Annotated in this window: 20 protein-coding genes; 19 read left to right on the forward strand and 1 reads right to left on the reverse strand. The window is 41.8% G+C overall.

Annotation, left to right across the window (positions count from 1 at the left end):
* The first annotated feature begins 9 nt into the window (after positions 1-9).
* Positions 10-2,424: a phenylalanine--tRNA ligase subunit beta gene (pheT, locus tag F4694_RS21980; protein WP_179601905.1), complete on the forward strand. Its 2,415-nt coding sequence runs from the start codon at positions 10-12 to the stop codon at positions 2,422-2,424.
* A 394-nt stretch (positions 2,425-2,818) separates the two neighbouring features.
* On the opposite strand, the gene rnhC is transcribed toward pheT, so the two are convergent.
* Entirely contained in the window at positions 2,819-3,751 is a 933-nt protein-coding gene (gene rnhC, locus F4694_RS21985) for a ribonuclease HIII (RefSeq protein ID WP_308806523.1), read from the reverse strand.
* A 251-nt stretch (positions 3,752-4,002) separates the two neighbouring features.
* On the opposite strand from rnhC, the gene zapA reads away from it, so the two are divergent.
* From zapA to F4694_RS22075, 18 genes are all read left to right on the forward strand, one after another.
* Positions 4,003-4,263 (forward strand): cell division protein ZapA, encoded by a 261-nt coding sequence (zapA, locus tag F4694_RS21990; protein ID WP_179601907.1) that lies wholly within the window; start codon positions 4,003-4,005, stop codon positions 4,261-4,263.
* Between the two features lie 7 nt (positions 4,264-4,270).
* Positions 4,271-4,825, forward strand: coding sequence for a CvpA family protein (locus F4694_RS21995; RefSeq protein ID WP_179601909.1), 555 nt, complete (start codon positions 4,271-4,273; stop codon positions 4,823-4,825).
* An 80-nt stretch (positions 4,826-4,905) separates the two neighbouring features.
* Positions 4,906-6,627 (forward strand): DNA polymerase/3'-5' exonuclease PolX, encoded by a 1,722-nt coding sequence (polX, locus tag F4694_RS22000; protein WP_179601911.1) that lies wholly within the window; start codon positions 4,906-4,908, stop codon positions 6,625-6,627.
* A gap of 13 nt (positions 6,628-6,640) precedes the next feature.
* Positions 6,641-8,998 carry an endonuclease MutS2 gene (locus F4694_RS22005; protein ID WP_179601913.1) on the forward strand — a complete coding sequence of 786 codons (2,358 nt, stop codon included), beginning with the start codon at positions 6,641-6,643 and terminating at the stop codon, positions 8,996-8,998.
* A 19-nt stretch (positions 8,999-9,017) separates the two neighbouring features.
* Positions 9,018-9,425: a DUF350 domain-containing protein gene (locus F4694_RS22010; protein ID WP_179601915.1), complete on the forward strand. Its 408-nt coding sequence runs from the start codon at positions 9,018-9,020 to the stop codon at positions 9,423-9,425.
* Between the two features lie 444 nt (positions 9,426-9,869).
* Complete coding sequence (locus F4694_RS22015) at positions 9,870-10,457, forward strand: GNAT family N-acetyltransferase (protein ID WP_218895785.1); 588 nt, start codon at positions 9,870-9,872, stop codon at positions 10,455-10,457.
* Entirely contained in the window at positions 10,435-11,433 is a 999-nt protein-coding gene (locus F4694_RS22020) for an alpha/beta hydrolase (RefSeq protein ID WP_308806527.1), read from the forward strand. Before F4694_RS22015 ends, F4694_RS22020 begins: the two co-directional genes overlap by 23 nt.
* Before the next feature lie 6 nt (positions 11,434-11,439).
* The gene (locus F4694_RS22025) at positions 11,440-12,792 is read left to right on the forward strand and encodes an aspartate aminotransferase family protein (protein ID WP_179601921.1); all 1,353 of its coding nucleotides are present in this window, start codon (positions 11,440-11,442) and stop codon (positions 12,790-12,792) included.
* A 12-nt stretch (positions 12,793-12,804) separates the two neighbouring features.
* Complete coding sequence (locus F4694_RS22030; protein ID WP_218895786.1) at positions 12,805-14,325, forward strand: pyridoxal phosphate-dependent decarboxylase family protein; 1,521 nt, start codon at positions 12,805-12,807, stop codon at positions 14,323-14,325.
* The gene (locus tag F4694_RS22035) at positions 14,306-16,087 is read left to right on the forward strand and encodes an IucA/IucC family protein (protein WP_179601923.1); all 1,782 of its coding nucleotides are present in this window, start codon (positions 14,306-14,308) and stop codon (positions 16,085-16,087) included. Before F4694_RS22030 ends, F4694_RS22035 begins: the two co-directional genes overlap by 20 nt.
* The gene (locus F4694_RS22040) at positions 16,084-16,635 is read left to right on the forward strand and encodes a GNAT family N-acetyltransferase (protein ID WP_179601925.1); all 552 of its coding nucleotides are present in this window, start codon (positions 16,084-16,086) and stop codon (positions 16,633-16,635) included. Before F4694_RS22035 ends, F4694_RS22040 begins: the two co-directional genes overlap by 4 nt.
* 37 nt (positions 16,636-16,672) lie before the next feature.
* The gene (locus F4694_RS22045) at positions 16,673-17,932 is read left to right on the forward strand and encodes a lysine N(6)-hydroxylase/L-ornithine N(5)-oxygenase family protein (RefSeq protein ID WP_179602053.1); all 1,260 of its coding nucleotides are present in this window, start codon (positions 16,673-16,675) and stop codon (positions 17,930-17,932) included.
* Positions 17,933-17,945: 13 nt separating this feature from the next.
* A complete protein-coding gene (locus F4694_RS22050; protein ID WP_179602055.1) occupies positions 17,946-19,724 on the forward strand; it encodes an IucA/IucC family protein in 1,779 nt (592 codons plus the stop codon).
* Positions 19,725-20,048: 324 nt separating this feature from the next.
* On the forward strand, positions 20,049-21,752 hold the full coding sequence (locus tag F4694_RS22055) for a long-chain-fatty-acid--CoA ligase (RefSeq protein WP_179601927.1): 1,704 nt from the start codon (positions 20,049-20,051) through the stop codon (positions 21,750-21,752).
* A gap of 189 nt (positions 21,753-21,941) precedes the next feature.
* Complete coding sequence (locus tag F4694_RS22060; RefSeq protein ID WP_179601929.1) at positions 21,942-22,526, forward strand: TetR/AcrR family transcriptional regulator; 585 nt, start codon at positions 21,942-21,944, stop codon at positions 22,524-22,526.
* A gap of 31 nt (positions 22,527-22,557) precedes the next feature.
* Positions 22,558-23,331 carry an enoyl-CoA hydratase gene (locus F4694_RS22065; protein WP_179601931.1) on the forward strand — a complete coding sequence of 258 codons (774 nt, stop codon included), beginning with the start codon at positions 22,558-22,560 and terminating at the stop codon, positions 23,329-23,331.
* Positions 23,332-23,421: 90 nt separating this feature from the next.
* Positions 23,422-24,195 carry an electron transfer flavoprotein subunit beta/FixA family protein gene (locus F4694_RS22070; protein ID WP_179601933.1) on the forward strand — a complete coding sequence of 258 codons (774 nt, stop codon included), beginning with the start codon at positions 23,422-23,424 and terminating at the stop codon, positions 24,193-24,195.
* 59 nt (positions 24,196-24,254) lie between these two features.
* Positions 24,255-25,232 carry an electron transfer flavoprotein subunit alpha/FixB family protein gene (locus F4694_RS22075; RefSeq protein WP_179601935.1) on the forward strand — a complete coding sequence of 326 codons (978 nt, stop codon included), beginning with the start codon at positions 24,255-24,257 and terminating at the stop codon, positions 25,230-25,232.
* Positions 25,233-25,238 lie beyond the last annotated feature (6 nt).

Below are 25,238 nucleotides of genomic sequence, written 5' to 3' on the forward strand. Positions count from 1 at the left end.
GGTAGCGAAATGTTCGTTTCATATAAATGGCTCCAGGATTATGTAGATTTATCCGGAGTGTCAGCTGTTGAATTAGCTGAAAAAATCACAAAAAGCGGGATTGAGGTTGAGGGAGTAGACGTCCTTAACGAAGGAATTACAGGCGTAGTCGTAGGTCACGTCGTTGAACGTGTGCAGCACCCTAACGCTGATAAATTAAGCAAATGCCAGGTGGACATTGGTCAAGGTGAACCTGTTCAAATTATTTGCGGCGCACCCAATGTGGCACAAGGTCAAAAGGTAGCAGTTGCGACCGTTGGTGCGGTACTACCGGGTAATTTTAAAATTAAACGTGCGAAGCTTCGCGGCGAAGAATCAAATGGAATGATCTGCTCATTAACAGAACTGGGTGTAGAAGCAAAGGTAGTACCAAAAGAATATTCTGAAGGAATCTTTGTTTTTCCTCAGGATGCAGAGGTTGGTACGGACGCAATCGCATTATTAAACCGTGATGATGAAGTACTTGAGCTTGGCTTAACACCAAACCGCGCAGATTGCTTGAGCATGCTGGGTGTGGCTTATGAAGTAGCGGCGATTCTAGGCAGAGAAGTAAAGCTTCCAGAAATCGATGTTCAGCCAGTAACTGAAAAAGCGACTGATTATATTACAGTAAAAGTAGAAGCAAATGAAGATAATCCTTTGTATGCTGCTAAAGTCATTAAAAATGTAAAAATTGGTCCTGCACCACTATGGATGCAAACTAGACTTATGTCTGCAGGAATCCGTCCACATAACAACGTAGTCGATATTACTAACTACATTTTATTAGAATATGGCCAACCGCTGCACGCGTTTGACTATGATCGTTTAGGTTCCAATGAAATTCTAGTACGTCGTGCTAACGATGGTGAGAAATTCACAACATTAGATGATGTTGAACGTACATTAACTTCTGACCATTTAGTGATTACCAACGGCACAGAACCAGTTGCATTAGCTGGGGTAATGGGCGGTGCAAATTCAGAAGTAACATCTGATACAACTACTGTATTGCTGGAGGCGGCTTATTTTACAGGAGGTACTGTAAGAAAAGCTTCAAAAGACCATGGATTACGCAGTGAAGCTAGTGCTCGTTTCGAGAAGGGTGTCGATCCAAACCGCGTACGAGCTGCGGGTGAGCGTGCTGCTTACTTAATCGGGAAATACGCTGGCGGCGAAGTGTTAGAAGGGGCTTCTGAAGTTGATACACTAACGGTTGAACCTGCAGTTGTTTCAATCACGCTAGAAAAAATAAATAATGTCATCGGTACAAATTTAACTGTTGCCGATGTAGAAGCAATTTTCGAACGTCTTCAATTTGCTGTAAGCAGTGAAGGGGAAACTATTACAGTTACAGCTCCAACACGCCGCGGTGACATCAAAATCGAAGAAGACTTAATTGAAGAAGTAGCGCGTCTATATGGCTATGATAACATTCCTAAAACATTGCCAATCGGTTCCGCTACACCAGGTAAATTATCAGATTACCAAAAAAAGCGCCGAATTGTCCGTCAATATTTAGAAGGTGCTGGTCTTTTCCAAGCGGTTACGTATTCGTTAACAAGTGAGGAAAAAGCTGCACAGTTTGCACTTGAGAAACGCGATTTCATTCGTCTGGCAATGCCGATGAGTGAAGACCGCAGTATCCTGCGCTTAAGCATTATGCCGCAGCTGCTCGAAGTTGTAAAATACAACAGTGCGCGTCAAAACGACAGCCTTGCTGTATATGAGACAGGTGCAGTATTCTTAGCAAACGGTAACGAAGCCTTACCTGAAGAACAGGAGCATTTAGCAGGCGCGATTACTGGCTTATGGCACAGCCATTCATGGCAGGGTGAGAAAAAGGCAGTAGACTTCTATGTAGTAAAAGGCATTTTAGAAGGATTATTTGCAAAGTTTGGTCTTACTGAAAGTGTGACATATGTTCAGGCTAAAGTGGATAATATGCACCCAGGAAGAACGGCTGAAATTCACTTAAATGGTGAGAGAATCGGCTTTGTCGGTCAAGTTCACCCGACTATGCAAAAAGAATTAGATTTAAAAGATACGTATGTTTTCGAGCTTTCATTGAAGGCAGTCCTTGAAGAAGCAACAGCAGCACTAAGATACGAAGCGATTCCACGTTTCCCATCCATTACAAGAGATATCGCTCTTGTCGTTGATAAAGAAACAGTATCAGGCGTGTTGAAGGACGTTATTCAACAAGCAGGCGGCAAACTTCTTAAAGAAGTTAGCGTTTTTGATCTATATGAAGGTGAACGCATGGAAGAAGGTAAAAAATCCATTGCCTATTCACTCAAATATATGGATCCAGAACGTACTTTAACAGACGAAGAAGTAACAAAGGTTCATACCCAAGTGCTTGAAGCATTGAAGACTCAGGCTGGAGCAGTATTGAGAGGGTAATAATAGATAGAAAAAATGACCTAGTGAAAATCAACTAGGTCATTTTTTTATGTTATAGTTCATGAAGCCCAGAATTAATGTGATTCAGTCAAAAGAGGTCTCATGAACGGTTCATGAAGCCGAAAATTAAAGTAATTCAAAAAAAGAGGTCTCATGAACGGTTCATGAAGCTCAAAATTAATGTAATTCAAAAAAAAGAGTTCTCATGAACGGTTCATGAAGCTCAAAATTAATATAATTCAAAAAAAGAGGTCTCATGAACGGTTCATGAAGCCCATAATGAATGTAATACAAAAAAAGAGGTTTCATGAACGGATCATGAAGCCCAAAATTAAAGTGATTCAAAAAAAAGAGGTCGAATAAACCGTTCACATACAAGAAACAGTGGAATAAATTACCTTTTCTTTTTATTCACAAGAGTCATGGCTTTTTCGGTATTTGCAAAATGAAGCTTTACAAATTGCGGCAATACCTCACGACCCTTTTTCAAAATCAGCTTTGCTGCCGCCTCATCGACCTGAGATCCTGCCCCTTTTGGGATTTTAAAGCCTGCGGAGTCACTAAGCTTATCAAAATACTGAACAAAAGCATAACGTGCGAGAATCGATGCTGCTGCTACAGCAAGATGGATTCCCTCAGCCTTTGTGCTAAAATAAACATTTTCCCTCGCAACTTCTTTTTGATTTTTAACATGCTGGAAATAGGTGTTTTCTTGAACAAATTGATCGATTAGAATCGCTTCAGGTTTCACCGGTGAAATCTTCTCAAGCACTTTTAGGATGGCTTGGTTATGTAGAATGGCTTTCATTTTGCCCTGGGACATACCGGACTTTTGCAGCTGATTATACTTCTCATTTTTTAACGTCATTAGACTAAATGGAATAATATCTTTAATTACCTTTGCAATCGCGATGATTTTTTCATCATTTAAATCCTTCGAATCTCTGACCCCTAATTCTTTTAATAAAGGAATATCTTCCTTCTTCACATAGGCAGCTACAACGGTTATCGGACCAAAAAAATCACCGGTACCGACTTCATCGGAGCCGATAACGGACCAGTTGCTAAAACCTTGTGGAAGATTACCTTTAGGAGCACTAGCTTTCACAGGAGCTTTTGCAGCCGTCTCACCCCATCTACTGGCTTCTGCTTCACAGCCACTCCCTTGAAATAAAACTTTCCCAGACTTATAGGCAGTAATCATCGAGCCAGAAGTCTTGGCAGCAAACACACTTCCTGGAGGAGTTTTCTCTAGCAATTTACCTTCATAGTAGCTTTTCATTTTATTAATTTCAGACATACTTAGATTTAACACAACATTTCCCACTCCCAAAACACTCCTCGACATTATTTTAAAAAAAGTAAAAAAACTCCAGTTAAAACTGTTTCTCTGTCTAGCTCCAGCGCCTAGCCCTCGAGGTCGCTTCGGTCCAACTGGCGAAGTCAAAAGGTGCGACTTCACCTGTTGGCCATCCAGCGCTTGTTCCGAAGGCGCTTTTGCTTTTCTCTTTTCGACACACATCCGTTCGTGTTATATTATAAATTAGGGATTTCTTCGAATCGAATGGAGGCAGTAATTTGTCAAATACAGAAAAAACTAGAACAACCGTTGATATTTACGGAACTCAATACGTAATATTAGGAACCGAAAACCAAAGTCATGTTCGACAAGTCGCTTCCTTAGTTGACAAAAAAATGCGCGAAATTGGTTCCAGGAATCCATTACTAGATGTAAATAAACTCGCTGTATTAACTGCAGTGAATGCAGTCAATGATTATATTAAAATGAAGGAACAATTAGAGCGGCTGCAATCTGAACTACAAAAGGAAAAGGACTGAATAAGTCATGTTGGATTTAGCAATTATTTTATTATTAGTTTTTGGTTTTTTTATTGGATTAAAAAGAGGTTTCATATTGCAGTTATTCCATTTAACAGGTTTTATTATTGCATACATCGTGGCAAATTTATACTATGATGATTTAGCGCCCAGATTAACGCTATGGGTTCCGTATCCGAATCTAGGTACTACTTCCCCTCTAAAACTATTAAGTGAAGATGGGAATATGGAGGTAGCTTTTTACCGTGCGATTGCCTTTATCATTATTTTCTTTGCCGTAAAAATCCTGCTGCAAGTGATAGCATCGATGCTCGATTTTATTGCCCATTTACCAATTCTAAGGCAATTAAATGTATGGGCTGGCGGAATACTTGGATTAGCTGAAGTCTATTTACTTCTCTTTATTTTATTATATATTGCTGCGCTAGTTCCAATGGAAGTTTTACAAAAACCATTGGATGATTCCATTATGGCGAATCTTATTGTTAATCATACGCCGTTTCTATCAGAACAAATTAAGAATATTTGGATAGAATATACAGCTGCATTGACTTCTCTCTAAGGAGAGAATGCCCTTACTTCTCTCTAGGAGAGAAGTTTTTCTATTAAAAGGTTAAAATAATGGTAAGGTAGGTGGAAGTAATGGAGGTAAATAAAAAAGACTTAATTCGATTATTAGAAACGATCGCGGTTTACATGGAGTTAAAGGGTGAAAATCCCTTTAAGGTATCCGCATTCCGTAAAGCTGCGTCTGCACTTGAATTTGATGACCGCAGTTTATTGGAAATTGAGGATTTTACGTCCTTATCAGGAATTGGTAAGGGGACCGCTGGTGTTATTGAAGAATACATAAATGAAGGCACTTCCACGGTATTAAATGAACTAAAGGAAGAGGTTCCGAAAGGGTTAATTCCTTTATTACAATTGCCTGGACTTGGCGGTAAAAAAATTGCAAAGCTCCATAAAGAACTGGGAATTGAAGATGTCACAACCTTGGAAGAAGCTTGTAAAACAAGCAAAGTCCAAGCATTAGCAGGGTTTGGAAAAAAGACAGAAGAGAAAATTTTAGGCGCGATTGCCAATGTAGGCTCTAGACCAGATCGCCTGCCGCTTGCTTATATGCTGCCAATTGCTGATTTAATAGAGGCAAAACTTGCTGAACTTCCTGAGATTCATCAATATTCTCGTGCTGGAAGCTTGCGTAGAGTACGGGAAACCGTAAAAGACCTTGATTTTATCATTTCAAGTGAACAGCCGGAAATAGTAAAACAATTTCTGCTGGAATTACCTAATATAAAGGAAATTATTGGCGCTGGAGATACAAAGGTATCAATGGTTTTTGGATTTGAGTACGATGTATCGGTAGATTTTCGTCTCGTTAAACCAGAGGAATTCATCACAACTCTTCACCATTTTACTGGTTCAAAGGGCCATAATGTCCGGATGAGACAGCTGGCTAAAGAACGTGGAGAAAAAATAAGTGAGTATGGTGTTGAAAATGTTGAGACTGGCGAAATTCTTACTTTTTCATCAGAGGAAGAGTTTTTCAAACATTTTGACCTGCCGTTTATTCCTCCAGAAATACGAGAAGATGGAAAAGAAGTAGAGGATTTTCCTGCTTACGAAGGTGAGTTAATTGAACTAAGTGATATAAAGGGCGACCTTCATATGCATTCCACATGGAGCGATGGGGCTCACACGATGGAGGAAATGGTAGAAGCTTGCCGTTCAAAGGGCTATAAGTATATGGCCATAACCGACCACTCCCAATACTTAAAAGTGGCTAATGGACTCTCGCGTGAGCGACTATTGCAGCAAAAGGAAGAAATTAAAAAATTAAATGAAAAATACGATGATATACTAATTTTATCAGGAGTTGAAATGGATATCCTGCCAGATGGCACGTTGGATTATGAGGATGATCTGCTTGCTGAAATGGATTTCGTTATCGCGTCCATTCACTCCGCTTTTTCACAGCCAAGAGAAAAAATCATGGAGCGGTTACGCACGGCATTAGAAAACGCGCATGTGGATTTAATTGCCCATCCGACTGGACGGAAAATTGGCAGACGTGAAGGTTATGATGTCGATATCGATATGCTGATAGAATTAGCAAAAGAAACGAATACTGCTTTAGAGCTTAATGCCAATCCTAATCGATTGGATCTGAAAGCTGAATATTTACGAAAAGCACAGGACGCGGGAGTTAAACTATTTATTAATACCGATGCTCATAAAAGAGAAACGCTGTCCCATATGGGTGTAGGGGTTTCGACAGCGAAAAAAGGCTGGATAAAAAAATCATCGGTAATTAATGCACTTGAACCGAATGACTTACTAGAATTTTTGCATAATCGAAAATAGGGGGTTCATCTCCATGCAAGAAAGAACGTTAAAGGTATTGGAATTTACCAAAGTGAGAGACCAGCTCATTGAACATGCAGCTTCGTCTCTTGGAATAGATAAGTTAAAAAGATTAGTACCATCAACAGATTTTGAAGAGGTCGTTAAACTTCAGGCAGAAACAGATGAGGCAACGACCGTGTTACGAATAAAAGGAAACGTCCCGTTATCAGGAATTCACGATATTCGTGCACATATTAAACGTTCGGTCATTGGGGGCGTACTTAGCTCGCATGAGTTAATTCAGGTTGCGAGTACCATCCATGCAAGCCGGCTAATGAAACGGTTCATTGAAGATATTGCGGAAGAAAGAACGGAAATTCCTATCTTAATGGAACAGGTTGACCGTATTATTCCTCTAGTTAATTTGGAGGAATCGATCAGACATGCGATTGATGAGAGTGGTGAAGTCCTCGATAGTGCAAGTGACCTGCTGCGTTCATTAAGAAACCAGCTGCGCTCGAATGAAGCACGAGTGCGTGAAAAACTAGAGAGTATGATTCGCTCATCGAATGCAGCAAAAATGTTATCAGATTCGATTATTACCATCCGAAATGACCGCTTTGTTATACCTGTTAAACAGGAGTATCGAGGTCATTATGGCGGTATCATCCATGATCAGAGCTCATCAGGGCAGACTCTATTTATTGAACCGCAAGTGATTGTGCAATTAAACAATCAATTACAAGATATTAGAGTAAAAGAACAGCTTGAGATTGAAAGAATATTGACTGAGCTCTCTGCAAAGACCGCTGAATTTGAGTCCGAGCTGCAGGTAATTGTTGAGGTTCTAGGCAATCTTGATTTCATCTTTGCAAAGGCAAGATATGGCCGGAAGATGAAAGCAAGTATGCCTCGAATGAATAATGAGGGGCGAATTGCCTTATACAAAGCTAGACACCCGTTAATTCCGATTGACGAAGTGGTAGCGAATGATATTTTGCTTGGGAAAGACTATACAACGATTGTCATTACCGGACCAAACACTGGTGGTAAAACGGTAACCCTAAAAACGCTTGGTTTATGTTCAATAATGGCCCAGGCGGGCTTACAGGTTCCTGCCTATGACGGCTCAGAACTCGCTGTTTTTGATGCGATTTATGCGGATATCGGCGACGAGCAATCCATTGAACAGAGCTTGAGTACCTTTTCTTCTCACATGGTAAATATCGTGGATATTTTGAAAAAGGTCGACTTTAATTCCCTTGTCCTATTTGATGAGCTTGGTGCAGGAACAGACCCTCAGGAAGGTGCTGCGCTAGCGATTTCCATTTTAGATGAGGTCCATAATCGAGGTGCGCGAGTGATTGCGACTACTCATTATCCAGAATTAAAGGCCTATGGATATAATCGCGAAGGTGTCCTTAATGCCAGTGTTGAATTTGACGTTGAAACGTTAAGCCCAACCTATAAGCTTCTACTTGGTGTACCAGGACGAAGCAATGCGTTTGAAATTTCAAAGCGTTTAGGGTTAAATGAACGTGTTATTGAGGCGGCAAGATCTCATGTTAGTGAGGATACAAATCAAATCGATAAGATGATTGCATCCCTTGAGGCAAGTAAGCGTCAAGCTGAAATCGAACATGAGGAAGCACGTGATTATTTAAGACAGGCAGAAAAACTCCACCAGGATATGCAAAAGCAAATGATAGAATTTTATCAGAACAAAGATGCTATGCTTGAAAAAGCGGCTGAACAAGCTGGTGAAATACTGGAAGAAGCAAAGAGTGAGGCAGAAAAGGTTATTCGTGACCTTCGTAAAATGAGGATCGAAAAGCATGCTGATATTAAGGAACACGAATTAATTGATGCAAAGCGGCGTCTCGAAGACGCAACTCCTGAAATAAAGAAATCTGCCGCTCAAATGAATAAGAAAACGATGAAGCATACCTTCACACCTGGTGATGAAGTGAAAGTTCTGACATTTGGTCAAAAGGGTACACTGCTTGAAAAAGTCACTGATAACGAGTGGCAGGTTCAAATCGGCATCCTAAAAATGAAGGTAAAAGAAAAAGATTTAGAGTATATCAAAACACCAAAACCAGTAGAAACAAGACCAATGGCGATTGTCCAAGGCAGAGACGCTGATGTAAAGTTAGAGTTGGATTTACGCGGAGAAAGATATGAGGCCGCACTCATGAGAGTGGAAAAATATATAGATGATGCGTTATTATCAAACTATCCTCGTGTTTCAATTATTCACGGAAAAGGCACGGGAGCATTAAGACAGGGAGTCCAGGAATATTTACGAAATCACCGTTCAGTCAAGAAAATTCGTTTTGGAGAAGCTGGTGAGGGCGGTTCTGGTGTTACTGTAGTTGAATTTAAATAATATCTGGGGAGAATAGGGAATGAACCAGTTTTGGGATAACGTGTATATTCAAAGTGCTGCCAATTATAGTGTGGTTATCTTATGTGTCATTGTCTTTTTAGCTATTTTTGAATTGGTAACGAGATATAAAAATTGGGAAGAAATCCAGAAGGGCAATATCGCTGTTGCAATGGCAACCGGAGGGAAAATCTTCGGAATTGCTAATATTTTTCGCTTCTCCATTGAACAAAATGATTCATTGGTTACAATGATCAGCTGGGGAGTATTTGGCTTTGTGCTTTTATTGGTTGGATATTTTATCTTTGAATTCTTAACACCTAAATTTAATATTGATCATGAAATTCAAAATGATAATCGTGCGGTTGGATTCATTGCAATGATCTTGTCAATCGGCTTATCTTATGTGATAGGTGCAGGAATATCGTAAGGGGAGATTTTTGTGGAGACATTAGCGAAAGTGCTTTTTGGTTTATGCGCCTTGTTTTTGCTAATTGGTTTGGGGTACCTGTTGTTTTTTTAACACGAAAGTCATCGCTGATGGTATAAAGTTTAAAAATATACTAGGATTATTAAGTATGAGCTCGTCCCTGCATGCAGGGGCGTTGAGAAAGGAAACAGCATAGTTGCTGTTTTCTTTTTTTATGGGTAAGAATAGGGCTAATGTTCTACCAAAGATCGTTCCCGAACACCGTGACTGGGCAGGATGAACTGATTTCTTGATTTTTATTGACAATGATAATCATTTTCAATTAAGATTTTCATGTAATCTAAATGTTCTGACAGGCAGGAGCTGATTGATATAAAGAGAGAAGAAGATTTTGAAGCAATTTTGCAAGACAGGGAATATCATAAATTCATCTCATTCAGACATGTGACTGGAAAAGATATAGATATCCTGCATACTTGGATGCAGCTTCCGCACATTGCCCCTTTTTGGAAGCTTAACGTGAGCAGAGATAGATTTGCCGGCTATTTGGACCGGACGCTTAACGCAGAAAATAAACGGGTTTTTCTCGTTTATGTAGATGATCTCCCTGTGGCCTACCTGATGGCGTACAGCATTTTTCAAGATCCCGTAAAAGACTATTACGAAGCAAAAAGTGGTGATCTTGGCATGCATCTGCTTATCGGGCCGAGAGAATTCTTAAATAAAGACGATGGGCTTATGCTCATAAGAGCCATGACGGCCTTTCTTATGAAAAAATATGAGTGCGGACGCATCATAGGTGAGCCTGATGTAAGAAATCGAATTGTCATTCCGATTTTAAAGAGAATTGGCGGAGAAAGATTTGGCACCATCACGATGCCCCATAAGAAAGCAGCTTTAATGATAGGTGACAGAAATCGTTTTTACCGCTATTTATTGACGAAAGATGTTGAATTTAGGAAAGAGCCTAAACTGGAAGACAACACTTTTTGGAAAGCAGGAGCGCCATGTGAAAAGGAACCATCCAATTGATCAGGATCTATCAGATTTGCTTGGGCGCATCAGTGAAAAAATGATGGAACTTAAGCATCCGCCATTGGAGGAACTGACGCCTGAACAGTCGCGATTTTTTTATAAAGAAGCAAGAACATTTTTCAAGCCGTTTGAGTCAGACGGCATTCAAACACATAATGTCAATGTTGGTGAAGGGAATATCCCTGTCAGGATTTATCAGCCGGCAGGAGCCGAAGAACTGCCGGTTTTTCTATTTATGCATGGAGGGGGATGGGTCTTTGGAGATTTAGACAGTGCGGACACATTATGCACGTATTTTGCAAAGAATGCGGAGTGCCTTGTGATTTCAGTAGGTTACAGGCTTGCTCCTGAACATCCGTTTCCGGCTGCACTGCAGGATGTCATGGTTGTGGCACAATGGGCGCTTCAAAATGTTTGGCACTGGAACGGAAATCCTGCTCAGATGGCGATTGGAGGCGAATCGTCTGGAGCGAATCTTGCAGCAGCGGCAGTCCTCTGGATGAAGGAACTTGGAAGCTGTCCTTTTCATCTTGAAGTCCTTATTACTCCTGTACTTCGTCATCAGTTTGAAACGGATTCCTATCAATCTGGGTATGCATTTAATTTGACGAAAGAAAAAATGGAGTGGTTTTGGAACCATTACGTAACCGATGCGAGACAGGGAAGCCATCCATTTGCTTCTCCTCTGAATGCCAAAAGTCATAAAGATGTGCCGCCATTGCTTTTGGTAACGGCAGAATATGATCCGTTAAGAGATGAAGGATTCCAGTATGCGGAAAAACTTAAAAACGAAGGGGTTCATGTGAAACATCTGCATTTCAGGCAGCTCGTTCACAGTTTTCCTAATATGATCGGCCAGGTCAAAAGTGCAGATTCAGCCATGATGGAACTGGCCGGAACTTTAAAAACGAAGCTAAGAGAACGTTTTTTATTTTTAATTGAGAATGAGAATTATTTTCAAAAAGAAAGGTGATTATATTTGCTGACAAATGAATTCTACCTAAACAGTCAAAACAAACGGGAATCGAATGCAAGATCCTATCCGCGCAGAATTCCGATTGCCATCAGTGAAGCAGAAGGGATTTATGTAAAAGACGTAGAGAACAAAACGTACATAGACTGTCTAGCAGGAGCAGGCACACTTGCACTTGGCCATAACCATCCTGTTGTGGTTGAGGCAATTGTAAAGGTAATCAGAGGGAAACGCCCGCTTCACACGCTTGATCTTACGACGCCAATGAAAGAGGAGTTTGTGGAAGAATTGTTTGCTGCACTGCCGGCCTCATTTGCAGAAAATGCGAAGATTCAATTTTGCGGCCCATCTGGTTCAGATGCGATTGAAGCAGCAATGAAGCTGGTGAAAACGGCAACTGGAAGGGGCGGAATGCTCTCGTTTCAAGGCGGATACCACGGAATGACCAATGGATCCCTCAGCCTCATGGGGAATCTTGGTCCGAAGACGAAAATTCCGAATCTGATGTCTGAAGTTCACTTTCTTCCATATCCATATGCATACCGCTGTCCGTTTGGCATTGGGGGAGAAGAAGGAGCAGCAGTTGGATCGACATTCATTGAACGGACCTTGAATGATCCGGAATCAGGGATTGTAAAGCCTGCGGGAATGGTCATGGAAGTTGTTCAGGGTGAGGGAGGCGCCATACCTGCACCAGATGAATGGGTGAAGCAAGTCCGCCGGATTACTTCTGAACAGCAGATTCCACTTATTGTGGATGAAGTGCAGACAGGATTCGGGCGTACGGGAAAAATGTTTGCATTTGAGCATGCGGGCATTACTCCTGATGTGGTTGTTTTATCAAAAGCAATTGGCGGTACTCTTCCTCTTGCGGTCGTTGTCTATCACAAAGATTTAGACCAGTGGGATCCTGGCGCTCATTCAGGAACCTTCCGCGGTAATCAGCTTGCCATTGCTGCAGGTACCGCAACAATGAAGTTTATTAAGCGGGAAAAACTTGACGAGCAGGCAGCTCTGCTTGGAGACTTCCTCATGCTGCGCTTAAAGGAAATGAAACAAGATGTCCAATCCATTGGTGACGTCCGAGGTTTAGGTCTTATGGTTGGGGCCGAAATCGTCGACAAAACCGCTCCTGCAGATGCACTCGGAAGTTATCCTGCAAATCCGCAGCTGGCTAAGAAAATTCAGCAGGAATGCTTTAAACGAGGGCTGATCCTTGAGCTTGGCGGCCGCCACGGAAGTACCGTCAGATTCCTGCCTCCGCTGATTATCACAAAAGAGCAGCTTGAAACGGTGTGCGATCTGTTCTTTGAAGCGGCTATGGCAGCGGAAAAAGCGCTTATGCCAAGTTTCGTATAGGAGGTGAAGAAATTGACACCCAGTATAAAAACAAAAATCAATGCTTTTTTTCTCACAAATTCACAAGGGAGCATGGAAAGCTATCAACATGTAATGAACCAGGCGATGGAAACGCTGAAATCAGCCGTTCTTGCAAATGCTCCATTCAGCGGTGCTTCTCCTCAGCTTGTTAAGGAAGGACTTGAAGCTCGATTTCCTGAGTTCCTCCCTGAAGCTACCTGCAGTCCCAGGGAGGTTTTTCACAAGCTTTCATCTGCGGTTGCTGACCATGCCGTCTCTGTCCATCATCCGTTATGTGCAGCACATTTACACTGTCCGCCGATGCTGCCTGGTTTAGCAGCTGAAGTGTTGATTTCAGGATTGAATCTTTCAATGGACTCCTGGGACCAAAGCGGCGCTGCAACCATGGTGGAGCAGATGGTAATGGATGGGCTTTGCCGCCTTTTCGGTCTTTATGAAGGCGACGGAGTCATGACGAGTGGAGGAACACAATCCAACTTGATGGGGCTTCTTCTTGCAAGAGAGCGTGCAGCTTTAAAGCTTTGGAACTGGGATATTAAGAAGCAGGGTCTCCCTGTAGAACACCACCTTCTTAAAATTCTGTGCTCGGATGCAGCCCATTTTTCCGTACAGCAGGCAGCCTCTGTTTTAGGGCTTGGAGAAGAAGCCGTCATTCCTGTAAAAACAGATGCAGCCCACAGGATGTGCATGAACGATTTAGAAGAAAAGCTGAAGCAGCTTAAAAAAGAAGGAAAAATTCCTTTTGCTCTAATCGCCACAGCAGGCACAACCGATTTTGGAGCCATAGATCCCCTAGAAAAAATGAGTCAGGCCGCTAAGCAATACGATCTTTGGTTCCATGTAGATGCGGCGTATGGGGGAGGCCTCATGATGTCAGATCAGCACAAACACAAACTGAAAGGCATTGATGAGGCGGACTCCATCACCGTTGATTTTCACAAAATGTTTTACCAGCCAATCAGCTGCGGGGCGTTCATGGTAAATGACCGCAGCACGTTTTCCTATATGAAGCGGCACGCAGATTACCTCAACCCAGAGGAAGATGATGAAGAAGAAGTGCCGAATCTTGTAGGAAAATCCCTGCAGACAACTAGAAGATTTGATGCGTTAAAACCCTTCCTATCTTTTCAGCTGATAAGCAGGAGCGACTGGTCAGAAATCATCCGCCGCACCCTTTCCCTCGCACAGGAAGCATATAAAATGCTTGAACATGACAGTTCATTTACGGTTATGCATAAACCTGAGCTGAGCACGGTTGTTTTCAGGTATACAGGGGACTGCATGCTTACAGAGGATGCCGTCAATCTTCTAAACTACCGGATTCGGGACAGGTTGCTTGCAAATGGAGAAGCGGTCATTGCCCGTACAAAGGTAAATGGGCATGCTTGCCTGAAATTTACTCTATTAAATCCTCTCGCAGAAGCAGAGGATCTGTCAAAACTGATCCAGAGAATAAAAGAAATCGGACAAAATGAATGGAGGAGGCTTCAGAATGAACAGGGAAGAAGCTAGAAAACGTGCAGAGTATGCTACGCTGCAAAGCTATTTAAATTGTTATATCCGTGAGACGGGAAAAGGCTCTTTAACAGAGGATGTTCCACCAGAGCTTAAACATGCCCATTCAGGCAAATGGATGAAGCTTTCGCTTAAAAATAAATCTGCTTTATACATACCTTTAGCTTATTATTCAGAAACAGGACGCCACTTAGTTGGACCAGTAGTTTATATGGGTTCTGAAAAACTGAATTTCATGGACTGCATTGATGTGACGTTAATAGACTTGAATGCTGGCAAGCCGGATGAAAAAAAGAATGAGCTGCTTAACCGCATTTCCCAGAGCTGTACGCTGATGGCAGCATTTATTGAAAAACGTTCAGGAGAAGAAGACGAACTGTATGGCACAGACTTTGATTTCCTTGCAGCAGAGCAGTCGCTTTTATTTGGACACCTGTTTCATCCTGCACCAAAAAGCAGGGAAGGGATGAATGAAGAGGAAATCAGATCCTATTCACCTGAATTAAAAGGCTCCTTTCCGCTGCATTATTTCAGAGCTCCTGCTGACCTTGTTTATTCTAAATCCCTGCTTCCGCATTCAGCCATTCAGCAGATTAAGCAAATGGTCCTTGATGATCCGGAAATAACAAATGACTTCAAAAACAAGTATGCAAAAGAGGACGGGCACGCGCTGCTTCCGCTGCATCCGTGGCAGGCAAAATATGTCCTTCAAGATCATGAGATTAAGAGTCTTGCAGAAGCGGGAGCTATTGAAGACCTTGGACAGCAAGGACGTTCTTACTTTGCCACCTCCTCACTGAGAACAGTATTTCATCCTGATGTGCCGTTTATGCTGAAGTTTTCATTGAACATAAAAATTACGAATTCTGTACGGGCTAATTTAATGAAGGAACTAGAACGCGGCGCAGAGGTAAAAGAACTGATGGAGGCCGGCCTCGGGAAGGAAATTTCAGATGAGTTTCCGCAGTTCAGGTTTGTTCACGATCCGGCATTTCTCACCTTGAAGCTGGAGGACAGGAAAGAATCCGGGTTCGAAGTCATCCTTCGAGATAACCCGTTTTATCAGGAAAATGCGGATCAAACAACGGCCATCGTCTCTTTATGCCAAGATGGACTGAAAAGAGGAACATCAAGACTTTCAAGCATAATCCGCGGCATAGCAGATAAAGAAAACCGCACCACAAGCGAAATCAGTTCGGACTGGCTAAAGCGTTACTTGGAGATTTCCCTAAAACCGATTCTCTGGCTTTATTATGAGAAGGGGATCGCACTCGAGGCTCATCAGCAAAACAGCATTGTTCAGTTGAATGACGGATATCCTGAGCGATTCTTTTACCGTGATAATCAAGGATTTTACTTCTGTGAATCAAAGAAGAGCGTACTTGAGTCATTTCTTCCTGAAGCGGGACAGAAAAGCGAAACCTTCTGTTCAGATACAGTAGCAGATGAGCGTCTGCGCTACTATTTCTTTTTCAATCATTTGTTCGGTATTGTGAATGCTTTCGGGACGGCAGGACTGGCAGACGAACGCATGCTGCTTAAGATCATCCAGGAAGAAATGGAAGCCTATTCTGTTCCAGATGGACATCCTTCTCAGCTTATAAAAAGCTTCCTGGAACGCGAGAAACTACCTTGCAAGGCCAATCTCATGACACGATTCCACGACTTAGATGAGCTTGTAGGTCCCCTTGAAACTCAGTCTGTGTATGTGGATGTTCCAAATCCACTGTTAAAAAAGGAGGCCGTCGCTTCATTATGATTCAACAAGAAACAAACAAAGTGATTACGTTCCGCAAGGTTGATTTTGAGAAGGATGCGGTCTTACTTCATCAGTGGCACCATGAGCCGCACGTCATTCCTTTTTGGCACCAGAACTTTCCATTCAGCCAGTATGCAAAGCACTTAAAGGGTTTACTTTCGGACAATCATCAAACCTTATGGATCGGCATGATAAACGGGGAAGAGATGAGCTACTGGGAAACATATTGGGTAAAAGACGATATCATCCGCCGCTATTATGGTGCAGAACCATTTGATCAGGGAGTTCATTTGCTCATTGGAGACCCCTCTTATTTAGGAAAAAGTCTGGCAGAGCCTATGCTTCAGAGCATCATGAAGCAAATGTTTTCTGACAGCAGGACAGCGAGGATTGTTGCGGAACCTGATAGCCGCAACACTAAAATGATTCACGTGTTTAAAAAGTGTGGGTTTGTTCCGCAAAAGGAGCTTAACCTTCCTGATAAACAAGCCCTGTTTTTGATCTGCACAAGAGAAGATTTTGAAAGGAGGCTTACAAGTGGTTTATGACGTGATTGGTGTCGGACTTGGTCCGTTTAATCTGGGTATGGCTGCCCTTATAGATGAAACAGGCGGAATGGACGCTTTGTTTTTTGATCAAAAACCGGAGTTTGCCTGGCATGAAGGATTACTAATCGAAGGAACGACTCTTCAGGTTCCTTTTATGGCGGATGCCGTTACAATGGTGAATCCAGCGAGCAAATACAGCTTTTTGAATTATTTGCATCACCAGAAACGGCTGTACCACTTTTATTTTTTGGAATCTTTCCATATACCCCGAAGAGAATATAACCATTACCTCCAATGGGTCTCAAAGCAGCTGTCATCATGCCGGTTCAGCAAAAGAGTCATTGATGCAGCCGAGCATGCGGATGGCTATGAAGTTAGTGTAGAAGATGTTTTGACAGGACATGTGGAGATTTATTACGCGAAGCATGTGGTTCTGGGAATGGGAAGTGCCCCGAATCTGCCGGAATGGACGGCGGCAGGCAGCCGGAATCTCTATCATTCTTCTGAGTTTTTGCAAAGAAGGAATGAAGCACTGGGAGAGACAGTCACAGTAATTGGCTCAGGGCAAAGTGCAGCAGAGGTTTTCCTTGAGCTTTTAAAAGAGCAGGTAACTGCGGGTTATAAGCTGAATTGGCTAACACGTACAGACGGTTTCTTTCCGATGGAATATTCCAAGCTCGGGCTTGAACATTTTTCACCTGATTACACGGATTATTTTTACCGCTTGCCTCAAAGCCTGAAGGATGAAGTTGTGTCGAAGCAGGATACTCTTTATAAGGGAATAAGCGCAGATACGATTGCAGACATTTACAATCTTTTATATGAAAGAACGATCGCTGGACAAAAGCCGGACGTACAGCTCCTTGCCAAATCGGCAGTTAAAGATATCTCTGAATATGGGGGCGGTCTTTTGCTCGACTGTTATCACTGGGAGGAGGGTGAATCGTTTAAGGTTGAAACAGATACCGTTATCGCTGCAACAGGATACAAAACCCTCTGGCCAAAAGCATTCAGCAGCCTGGCTGATTCGATAAAATGGGACGAAGCAGGACGCCCTGTTATTTCGAGAAACTATCAGGTTGAAATGCATGAGACAAGAGATGGGCACAAGGTGTTTATTCAAAACGGCGAGCTGCATACCCATGGGGTAGGAGCGCCTGATTTGGGGCTTGGCGCTTATCGGAATGCCGTTATCATAAATTCGATTGCCGGTAAAACAATGTTTGAGATTCCAGAAAAAAATGTCTTTCAGCACTTTGGGATCCAGCATCTTGCCCGGAAGAAACAAACCGTATAGGAGAGTGAATGAAATGGAAACGAACGTGAAAAAAAGGCACTGGGAAATAGCAAACAAACGGCTGCTTGCCAAAATGATTGCAGAGTTTTTATATGAAGACATGATTTCAGCTGAGAAAACGGATGGTCTTTATCACCTTACATTAGAAGGCGGGACGATGTACAGATTCCAGGCGGAAGAACGGCTTATGGACAGCTACTGGATAGACCCTGACTCCATTCAGATAAAAACAGGCGGTGAATGGGCAAATGCTAAAAGCGCAGTTGCCTTTCTGCTTGAGCTGCAAAAGGAAATCGGCATCAAACCATTTACTGCCGCTTATCTGATTGAAGAATATAAACGGACGCTGCTTGCAGATGCCCATATCTTGGCCAGCCAGGAAAATCAGCGGACTGAGTCCCTCCTTGAAATCGATTATGCCGAGCTTGAAGGGGAAATGACCGGTCATCCATGGATTACATATAATAAAGGAAGAATCGGATTTTCCTATACGGATTACCTACAGTATGCGCCGGAACAGAAGAAGGTGGTAAAGCTTGACTGGATAGCTGTTTCAAAAGAGAAGGGGAGCTTTCATTCAATTGAAGAAGTAAATTATGAAGATTTACTGAAAAGCGAGCTTGGTGATTCTCTTTGGGTAACGTTTCAGAAGGTTCTGCATGAGGAAGGTATTCAGCCGGAGGACTATTTCTTCATGCCTGTTCATGAATGGCAGTGGAATCATGTCCTGGTACCACTTTTTTCAGAAGAGCTGTTTGAAAAGCGCATCGTTTATCTTGGAAAAGGAGAGGATGAGTACCTGCCACAGCAATCCATCAGAACCTTCGTGAACATGAAAGATAAGATGAAATATCATGTGAAGCTTCCGATGAGCATTTTGAATACACTCGTTTATCGCGGCCTGCCGTCTGAGCGGGTGGTGCTTGCACCGGAAATCACGCAGCATATTCAGGGAATCCGGGATCGTGACTCATTCTTGCGTGATACATGCAGAGTTGTACTCCCTGGAGAAATAGCAAGCATGAACTACGCACATCCAGATTATACAAAGCTGCAAGGGGCTCCATATCAATTCCTTGAGATGCTAGGTGTCATCTGGAGAGAAAGTATTTATTCATTCCTGGAGGAAGGAGAGCAGGCGATAACCCTGGCTGCGCTTTTATATGTTGGGGAGGACGGAGAATCCTATGCGCTTGAACTTGCCAAAAAGGCTGGCCTCAACGCAGAAGAGTGGACAAAACAGCTATTTGATGTGCTGCTTCCGCCGCTTCTGCACTACTTATATCAATATGGAACCGTTTTTTCGCCTCACGGTCAGAATACCGTTGTCATTTTAAAGGACAGCAAACCGCACCGTCTCGCCGTTAAAGATTTTGTGGATGATGTGAACATCAGTGATCAGCCGCTGTCCGAGCTGGAAAACATCTCAGCAGAGTTAAAAAATGTGCTGAGAAGCGAGGCTCCGGAAGGACTCTGTCAATTTATCTTTACCGGATTGTTCGTATGCCACTTCCGCTATCTCGCAGACATTCTTCATCGGAGCAGGGAGCTGGATGAAGCTGTTTTCTGGAACATGCTAAGAGAGACGATTCTATCTTATCAGGCGCAGTTCCCTAAACTGAAAGAACGATTTGAGCTGTTTGATCTGTTGAGACCATCCTTTAAAAAACTTTGCCTCAACCGGAACCGGATGATTGAATATGGATATGGCGATGGCGATGACCGGCCTCATGCTTCAGAATTTGGAAGAGTAAAAAACCCGCTGGCTGCTGGAAAGCCTGCGGTTGTTTAAAAAAGTTAGGGTGACAGTATTCAAAAGGTGCTGCCACCCTTTTTTTGTTGCGCCTAACCTGCAAATCGCCCAGAACATCATTGCAGCAATAAAAAGAGGAATATAAGCGGTCAGACGGGAACGCTCAACATCTATTTATTTTTGGCCAAAGGTATCGACAACAAGCGGTGCAAGATAGCCCCCGAGGTTAATCCCCGACCAGCAGTGATTTTTTTATCGTGATATAGTGAACATATATTGTTATTGTAATTGTTTAAACAGTCTGACTATATTATAATGAAAGGGAAGTGGTAAATTGACAATAGAATAAAAAGGAGGGTTACTATGTACGGATCTAAACCATGGCTCACGTCTTATCCCGAGGATATTCCTGCAGAACTGGAATTTCGAAAAGAACCTGTTCAGCAGTATTTAGTAGATGCAGCAAAGAGCTTTCCAGAAAAAACTGCAATCCATTTTATGGGCAGGGAAATGACGTATAAAGAGCTTTACGATGAAGCATTATCCTTTGCCAGCTATCTTCAGCAGATTGGTATTTCAAAAGGTGACCGAGTAGCCATTATGCTTGCCAATACACCACAATCGGTCATAAGTTATTTTGGTATACTAATGGCGGGAGGCATTGTCGTTCAAACAAATCCGTTATATACCGAACGTGAACTTGAATACCAAATGAAAGACTCCGCAGCGAAAGCGATCATCACACTCGACATCCTCTATCCACGCGCTTCTAAGGTGATGCCGCAAACTGATTTGCAGCACATTATTGTAACCGCTATCAAAGACTACTTGCCATTTCCAAAAAATTTAGTTTATCCTTTTGTCCAGAAAAAGCAATATGGAATTGTTGTTAACGTTAAACATGAAGGCAATACTCATTTATTTAAAGAAATCGTTAAAATGAAGCCTAAAAAACTCGTAGAATATGAATTTAATTTTGAAGAGGATGTTGCGCTGCTTCAATATACAGGCGGTACAACTGGTTCTCCAAAAGGGGTAATGCTGACACATAGGAATTTAGTAGCAAACTCCTCCATGTGTACGGCCTGGCTATATAAAGCAAAACCGGGTGAGGAATCAGTCTTAGGGATTGTTCCATTTTTCCATGTCTATGGAATGACAATCGTGATGATTTTATCGGTTATGCAGGCGTATAAAATGATTATATTACCTAAGTTCGATCCATTGACCACCTTAAAGACAATCCAAAAGCAGCGTCCTACTTTGTTTCCAGGTGCGCCAACAATTTATATCGGTCTATTAAATCATCCTGATTTGAAAAAATATGATTTATCTTCGATTGATTCCTGTCTCAGCGGTTCTGCTCCACTCCCTATTGAGGTCCAGGAGGAGTTTGAGTCAATTACAGGCGGGAAACTCGTTGAAGGATATGGATTAACAGAATCTTCTCCAGTCACACATGCCAATTTCTTATGGGATCGTGAACGGATAAAAGGCAGCATTGGTGTTCCTTGGCCAAATACCGAAGTAAGAATCGTATCAATGGATGATGGTGAGGACATGCCGGTTGGAGAAATAGGAGAAATTATCATTAAAGGTCCTCAAATCATGAAAGGCTATTGGAACCGTCCTGAGGCTACGGAGGAAACGATAAAAGATGGCTGGCTGTATACGGGTGACCTTGGCTATATGGATGATAAAGGGTATTTTTATGTAGTAGATAGAAAGAAGGATATGATTATTGCCGGAGGATATAATATATATCCAAGAGAAATCGAAGAAGTATTATATGAACACCCAGATGTGTTGGAGGCTGTTGCTGCGGGAATTCCAGACCCTTATCGAGGAGAAACCGTTAAAGCATACGTTGTCTTAAAAGAAGGATCACAGATTACCTCGGATGACTTAAACCAATATGCTAGAAAATATCTAGCGGCATATAAGGCGCCAAGACTATATGAATTTAGAGAAGAATTACCGAAAACCGCGGTAGGGAAGATATTAAGAAGAACTCTTGTAGAGGAGGAAATGAGAAAAATAGAAGAAGAAAATAAAAAACATGCCTAATTCACGCACTTCTTTTTTTTGCGTAATATAACTTGTCCCACTGGTGACAATAAAGTATTATAAAAATGTCTTTGTATTTCTTGACAGAAATACAACAAATATCTATTATAAAAATATGAATGATTATTCATTCATATTTTCTTTTTTTAAAATTACTAAATTACTTCTTCGGGAGGAGGGAGAATTATTATGAAAAAAAATAAGCCAAAATACATGCAAATCATTGACGCAGCAGTAATTGCTATTGCAGAGGTAGGGTATCATCAGGCACAGGTTTCAAAAATTGCAAAGCAAGCTGGTGTTGCTGATGGCACGATTTATCTTTATTTTAAAAACAAAGAAGACATTCTCATCTCACTCTTCGAAGAAAAAATGGGAAGCTTTATTGAAAAAATAGATGAAATGATAGCAGGAAAACAGAGCGCGGCGGAGAAGTTATTAATGATGATAGAAGCTCATTTTAAAAACCTTTCTGATGATCATCACATGGCAATCGTAACCCAGCTTGAATTACGACAATCCAATAAAGAATTGCGTTTACGTATAAACAATGTTCTAAAAGGCTATCTACGTGTGATTGATAAAATCATCATAGAAGGAATTGAATCGGGAGAGTTTTCAAGCGACCTCGATGTCCGTCTTGCCAGACAAATGATCTTTGGCACGATGGATGAAACCGTGACAACCTGGGTTTTAAATGAGGAGAAGTACGATTTAATGGCACTCGCTAAACCGGTTCATAAGCTTTTGATTAAAGGCTGCGGGAATCATTAATTTTTGAGTGTTATGAGGAGGAGGGAAACTATTGGAATACTTAAAGTGGTCTAATCAAGACATGATTGGGACGATCACCATCATGCGTCCACCGGCAAATGCCCTCTCACAAGGACTATTACGGGAATTGTCGGCTGTACTAGACGAAATTGAACCTAATCGTGATATTAAGGTGATTGTCATTCATGGGGAAGGGCGTTTCTTCTCAGCAGGTGCTGATATTAAAGAATTCACGACCGTCTCATCTTCCGAAGGCTTTGCAAATCTTGGGAAATATGGACAAGATTTGTTTGATCGGATGGAGAAGTTTCCTAAACCTATCATTGCTGCTATTCATGGCGCGGCTCTGGGCGGGGGCTTGGAACTTGCCATGGCATGCCATATCCGTTTGGTAGGAGAAAAGACCAAGCTTGGTCTTCCAGAACTGCAGCTTGGATTAATCCCTGGATTTGCTGGAACACAGCGTCTTCCGAAATATGTTGGAGTTGCACGTGCAGCTGAAATGCTGTTCACGTCTGAGCCAATCACAGGATTGGAAGCGGTTCAATTTGGTCTGGCGAACCATGCGTATCCAGAAAATGATGTATTAGAACAAGCACTAAAATTAGCTGGTAAGATTACTAAAAAGAGCACAGGCTCATTAAAAGCCACCATTCAATTATTAAATTATGCAAAAAACGAAGAGTTTTACGAAGGCTCTAAAAAGGAAGCAGAGTTGTTCGGAGAGATATTTGTTTCTCCTGATGCAAAAGAAGGCATTCAGGCCTTTATTGAAAAAAGGGAGCCAAATTTTAAAGGTGAATAACTTCTACATAGAAGTTAATGATATTTTTTTATGCTAAATTTTCTTAATCTTTAAAACAAAAAAAATCTTTGCATTAATAGGAGGGAAATCATGAACATTTTTGTACTATTAAAAAGAACGTTTGATACGGAAGAAAAGATTACTATTTCTGGCGGAAAAATCAACGAGGATGGTGCTGAATTTATCATCAATCCTTACGATGAATATGCAGTTGAAGAAGCCATTCAGGTCCGCGACGCAAATGGCGGAGAGGTAACCGTTATTTCAGTAGGAACGGAAGAGGCTGAAAAGCAATTGCGCACAGCACTTGCTATGGGAGCTGACAAAGCAGTGTTAATCAATACTGAAGAGACGAGCGAAAACGGCGATCAATTCACAACTTCTAAAATCATTGCTGAATACCTTAAGGATAAGGAAGCAGATCTTATTATCGGTGGAAATGTAGCAATTGATGGCGGTTCTGGTCAAGTAGGTCCACGTGTGGCTGAATTGTTAAACATTCCTTATGTTACGACCATTACTAAGCTTGAAATCGATGGAACAAATGTAACCGTTACCCGTGACGTTGAAGGGGATTCTGAAATTATTGAAACAAGTCTGCCATTATTGGTAACAGCTCAGCAAGGTTTGAATGAACCTCGTTATCCATCTTTACCAGGTATTATGAAGGCAAAGAAAAAGCCGCTTGAAGAACTAGAATTAGATGATTTAGACCTTGAAGAAGATGATGTTGAAGCCAAAACAAAAACAATTGAAATATATTTGCCAGCTAAAAAGGAAGCAGGAAAAGTGTTGTCTGGAGAATTAAATGATCAAGTAAAAGAACTCGTTCACCTTCTTCATACGGAAGCAAAAGTAGTTTAATTGTAAATGCACGAAATCACTCAGAATAGCCAAAAATGATTTGCAGGAGGGGTAAAGGAATGACTAGAAAAGTATTAGTATTAGCGGAAACGCGTGACGGTTCTTTACGTAATGTTTCATTCGAAGCAATTGCTGCAGCGAAAACAGTAGCTGAAGGCGGAGAAGTAGTTGGTGTTTTAATCGGTGAAAATGTTAGCGCTTTAGGAGCGGAATTAGTTCAATTCGGTGCCGACCGCGTTGTTGTTGTGGAGGATGAAAAGTTAAAGCAATATACATCCGATGGTTACGCACAAGGATTACTTGCTGTACTTGAAAAAGAAAGCCCAGAAGGTTTAGTTTTCGGACATACTTCACTAGGAAAGGACCTGTCTCCAAGAATTGCAGCTAAGCTATCATCAGGCTTAATTTCGGACGCAACTGCTGTTGAAGTTGCTGGTGGAAATGTTGTCTTCACAAGACCAATCTATTCTGGTAAGGCGTTTGAAAAGAAAATCGTGACGGACGGGTTGATTTTTGCAACGGTAAGACCAAATAACATTGCACCTCTTGCCAAGGATGAAAGCAGAACAGGTGAGGTTGCCGCCTTATCGGTTGAAATTAAAGATCTTCGTGCAATTATCAAAGAAGTTGTTAGAAAAGCGAGTGAAGGCGTAGATTTAAGTGAAGCCAAAGTCGTAATCTCTGGCGGACGCGGTGTCAAGAGTGCAGAAGGCTTCGAACCACTTAAGGAATTAGCGAATGTACTAGGCGGCGCAGTTGGTGCATCCCGTGGTGCATGTGACGCGGACTATTGTGACTACTCTTTACAAATCGGTCAAACTGGAAAAGTGGTAACACCAGACCTATACATTGCTTGCGGAATTTCTGGAGCAATCCAGCACTTAGCAGGGATGTCTAACTCTAAAGTAATCGTGGCGATCAATAAAGATCCAGAGGCAAATATCTTTAAAGTAGCGGATTACGGAATTGTCGGGGATCTATTTGAAGTAGTACCACTTTTAACCGAAGAGTTTAAAAAAATTAAAGTTCACTCATAATATATA

Origin of the sequence: Neobacillus driksii, assembly GCF_013409995.1 — a bacterium.
Lineage (GTDB): Bacteria > Bacillota > Bacilli > Bacillales > Cytobacillaceae > Neobacillus > Neobacillus driksii.

Bases quoted from the DNA above. Each gene is read 5' to 3' on its own strand.
- F4694_RS22055 (WP_179601927.1), top strand. From the start codon at position 20,049: ATGTACGGATCTAAACCATGGCTCACGTCTTATCCCGAGGATATTCCT.
- F4694_RS22050 (WP_179602055.1), top strand. From the start codon at position 17,946: ATGGAAACGAACGTGAAAAAAAGGCACTGGGAAATAGCAAACAAACGG.
- F4694_RS22035 (WP_179601923.1), top strand. From the start codon at position 14,306: ATGAACAGGGAAGAAGCTAGAAAACGTGCAGAGTATGCTACGCTGCAA.
- polX (WP_179601911.1), top strand. From the start codon at position 4,906: ATGGAGGTAAATAAAAAAGACTTAATTCGATTATTAGAAACGATCGCG.
- F4694_RS22010 (WP_179601915.1), top strand. From the start codon at position 9,018: ATGAACCAGTTTTGGGATAACGTGTATATTCAAAGTGCTGCCAATTAT.
- F4694_RS22040 (WP_179601925.1), top strand. From the start codon at position 16,084: ATGATTCAACAAGAAACAAACAAAGTGATTACGTTCCGCAAGGTTGAT.
- F4694_RS22070 (WP_179601933.1), top strand. From the start codon at position 23,422: ATGAACATTTTTGTACTATTAAAAAGAACGTTTGATACGGAAGAAAAG.
- F4694_RS22045 (WP_179602053.1), top strand. From the start codon at position 16,673: ATGGCTGCCCTTATAGATGAAACAGGCGGAATGGACGCTTTGTTTTTT.
- pheT (WP_179601905.1), top strand. From the start codon at position 10: ATGTTCGTTTCATATAAATGGCTCCAGGATTATGTAGATTTATCCGGA.
- F4694_RS22060 (WP_179601929.1), top strand. From the start codon at position 21,942: ATGAAAAAAAATAAGCCAAAATACATGCAAATCATTGACGCAGCAGTA.
- F4694_RS22005 (WP_179601913.1), top strand. From the start codon at position 6,641: ATGCAAGAAAGAACGTTAAAGGTATTGGAATTTACCAAAGTGAGAGAC.
- F4694_RS22075 (WP_179601935.1), top strand. From the start codon at position 24,255: ATGACTAGAAAAGTATTAGTATTAGCGGAAACGCGTGACGGTTCTTTA.
- F4694_RS21995 (WP_179601909.1), top strand. From the start codon at position 4,271: ATGTTGGATTTAGCAATTATTTTATTATTAGTTTTTGGTTTTTTTATT.